The sequence below is a fragment of the Corallococcus sp. CA041A genome (genome assembly GCF_003612075.1).
GTDB lineage: Bacteria > Myxococcota > Myxococcia > Myxococcales > Myxococcaceae > Corallococcus > Corallococcus exiguus.
In genome coordinates this window covers 1-2,886 of sequence record NZ_RAWF01000480.1, presented here as the reverse complement: position 1 = coordinate 2,886, position 2,886 = coordinate 1, and the positions used below count along the sequence as shown (strand labels likewise).

Sequence of the window (2,886 nt, the reverse complement as noted above, 5' to 3'; positions counted from 1 at the left end):
CCCCTGCCTCGCCCCCCGGGCCCCCTGCCACGCGGCCGGGCGCCTCGAGTAAGGTGTCCAAGGACGTCCAGTAGCCCGACCTTCCGCCATGCGCCCCGCCCTCCTCCTGCTGCTCGTCGCCGTCTCCGGTCCGTCCTGGGCGGAGGACTCCGCGTCCACGAAGAAGGCGGCGAACGGCGCGACGCCAGCGCCCCAGGCTCCGGCGGCGAAGAAGCCGGCCAAGGCCATCCGCCTGGAAGCCATCAAGGTCGAGGGGCGCATCCAGAAGCCGGAAGCCTTCTATTTCCTCGACCGCTCCAAGCCGAGCTTCGACGACCTGAACCGCACGGAGAGCTTCGTGCCCAAGGTGGTCCAGAGCGTGCAGCAGGACCCGTTCTAGATCCATGGCCCTTCAAACCCGCCCCAAGTTGCTGCGCGTCGGCGTCATCCAGGACGGGCGCATCGTCGAAGAGCACCACCTGCTCCACGACTCCGTCACCATTGGCGATGACGCCCGCAACACCATCGTCATGCCCCCGTCCGAGGCGCGCCCGCCGCGCTTCAAGGTGCTGGAGAACCGCGGCCAGCAGTTCCACCTCATCATCGACGAGCACATGCAGGGCCGCATCAACCTGGGCTCGTCGGACGTGGACTTCGACGCGCTCCGGGAGCAGGGGCTCGCCACCCGCCGCGCGGACGACACCTTCGACCTACCGTTGCAGGAGAGCGCCCGCGGCAAGGTGGACCTGCCGGACGCCACGCTCTTCTTCCACTTCATCCCCGCGCCCGCACCGGGTTCCAAGCCCACCCTCCCCCCGGAGCTGAAGGCCAGCACGTGGCGCACGGTGGACCGCGTCTTCTTCGGCATCCTGCTGACGATGCTTGTGCTCTACGTGCTGAGCGTCGCGATCATCGTCGCCCAGCCCGCGCCGGTGGAGGCGGAGGTGGAGCTGGACCAACTGGAAGACCGCTTCGTGCGCGCCATCATTCCGCCCCAGCCCGCGAAGAAGGAGGAGCCCAAGGAGACGGCCGCGACCGGGGAGAAGAAGCCGGAAGAGGAAAAGACCGCTCCGAAGAAGACGCCCACCACCGCTTCGCCGTCCGCTCCCGCCAACAGCGCGGAACGCCGGCAGCAGCTCACGGAGAAGGTGGGCAACACCGGCATCCTCAAGCTGCTGGGCGGCACGGGCCCCGGCGGCGGAGACGCCATCGCGGACGTGCTCGGGAACTCCGGCAGCGGCGCCAACGTGGCGGAGGCGCTCGCGGGCGCGACGGCGGGTGGCGCGCTCACGGCGGGCTCGGGCGGCGGCAACGGCATCGCCAATCCTCAGGGAGACACCGGCGGCAAGATGGCGGGCATCGGCGCCACGCAGACGTCCGGCGCGGGCACCGTGAACACCGGCCAGAAGCAGGTCGTCAAGGTGCCCCAGGTCGTGGACTCGGTGCCGGAAGTGGATAGCTCCGAGGTCAAGCCCAAGGAACTGGCCCGCGAGATCCAGCGCAGGAAGGCCTCCATCCAGCGCTGCTACGAGAACGGGCTCAAGCGCGACCCCTCCCTCAAGGGCAGGGTCATGATTCGCTTCGACCTGACGCCGCAAGGCCGCGCCAGCAACGTCGAGGTGGAGGAATCCACCCTGCGCTCGGACGAGGTCATCAACTGCATCAAGACCACCATGCGCACCTGGACGTTCCCTTTCAAACCGAGTGACGACGTCCCCGTCAGCTACCCGTTCATCTTCTCGCCAGGGGAATAGGCTCGACCGTCCGGACCTTCCGGGGTCACCGGACCCGCGGGGAGCACATGGAGAAGCTGGCAGTCATCGCCACATCCCCTCTCTTCGAGATGCTGGCCCCCGCCGAGCTCGCTCGGCTGGCGGAGCTGGCACGGCTGTACCGCTACGCGCACGGCGAGGTGGTGTTCGAAGAGGGCGACCTGGGTGACAGCCTCTTCGTCATCGTGCGCGGCCAGGTGGAGGTGGTGCGCCGGGGTGTGAGCAACGAGGTGAAGCCCCTCACCGTCCTGGGCCCGCCGGAGTTCTTCGGGGAGATGGGCCTCATCGACAAGGACCACCGCTCCGCCACCGTGCGCGCCCTGGGCGAAGTGGAACTGCTCCAGCTCACCGCGCAGGATTTGCGGACCTTCCGGCTGGCGCACGCGGACGGCTTCACCTTCATCGTCGTGAACATCGCGCGCAGCCTGTCCGCCCGCCTGCGCGAGGCCAACGCCCGCCTGGCCCCCCAGGACTGAGTTCCGGAGCTGGAAAGCCGGACTCCGGGGCGATGGGGCATTGCGTTGACACCCCTCCCCCTCACTCCTAGGCTCGACTCTCGCAGCTTGGGAAGGGCCGGAAGGACTCGTGAGGCGCATGCGCACCCTGGGAATGCTCGCCGTCGTGGGAGGACTCGTCACCTCCGGGATGGCGCTGGCGCAGTCGCCCGCGTCGCCGCCGCGCCCCGCTCCGCCCGCGCTGGACAAGGCCGGTGACGTGCCGGACAGCCAGAAGCTGGAGCGCAGCACGCAGGCCCTGGGCGGCATGCGGGAGTCGCTTCGCCAGGTGTTCGAGAAGGTCGAAGAGGCGCGGCGCACCAAGGACGTGGTGAAGCTCAACTGCGCCAACGAGAAGCTGACGCAGATAAAAGGCCTCCTGCGCATCTCCGAGCAGGCGGACGTAGCCCTCCAGGAGGCCGTCAGCAAGAGCGAGGCGGCGCCCGGCGAGCACGAGTTCACCAAGGTAATGATCGCCCAGCAGAAGGTGGGCCAGCTGCGCTCGGAGGCCGAGGAGTGCATCGGCCAGCTCGCCTTCCGCACCGACGAGAACCTCTTCGTGGAGGTGGAGGAGCCGGACAACCTGCCCGGTGGTGACCCCACGCGGCCCCCGCCGCCGCCGGACCTGGTGGTCCGTCCCC

The 2,886-nt window shown here is 69.1% G+C and carries 4 protein-coding genes; all 4 read left to right on the top strand.

Annotated features, from left to right (window positions below; all coding sequences use genetic code 11):
* Positions 1 to 88: 88 nt before the first annotated feature.
* Positions 89 to 379: a hypothetical protein gene (locus tag D7V77_RS41305; RefSeq protein WP_120581646.1), complete on the top strand. Its 291-nt coding sequence runs from the start codon at positions 89 to 91 to the stop codon at positions 377 to 379.
* A 4-nt stretch (positions 380 to 383) separates the two neighbouring features.
* The gene (locus tag D7V77_RS41300) at positions 384 to 1,733 is read left to right on the top strand and encodes an AgmX/PglI C-terminal domain-containing protein (RefSeq protein ID WP_120581645.1); all 1,350 of its coding nucleotides are present in this window, start codon (positions 384 to 386) and stop codon (positions 1,731 to 1,733) included.
* 47 nt (positions 1,734 to 1,780) lie between these two features.
* Complete coding sequence (locus D7V77_RS41295) at positions 1,781 to 2,227, top strand: cyclic nucleotide-binding domain-containing protein (RefSeq protein WP_120581644.1); 447 nt, start codon at positions 1,781 to 1,783, stop codon at positions 2,225 to 2,227.
* Positions 2,228 to 2,345: 118 nt separating this feature from the next.
* A partial coding sequence (locus D7V77_RS41290) for a hypothetical protein (protein WP_120581643.1) occupies positions 2,346 to 2,886 on the top strand: 541 nt, incomplete at its 3' end.

Coding starts and splice junctions, on each gene's coding strand:
- D7V77_RS41305 (WP_120581646.1), top strand. CDS start 89: ATGCGCCCCGCCCTCCTCCTGCTGCTCGTCGCCGTCTCCGGTCCGTCC.
- D7V77_RS41300 (WP_120581645.1), top strand. CDS start 384: ATGGCCCTTCAAACCCGCCCCAAGTTGCTGCGCGTCGGCGTCATCCAG.
- D7V77_RS41295 (WP_120581644.1), top strand. CDS start 1,781: ATGGAGAAGCTGGCAGTCATCGCCACATCCCCTCTCTTCGAGATGCTG.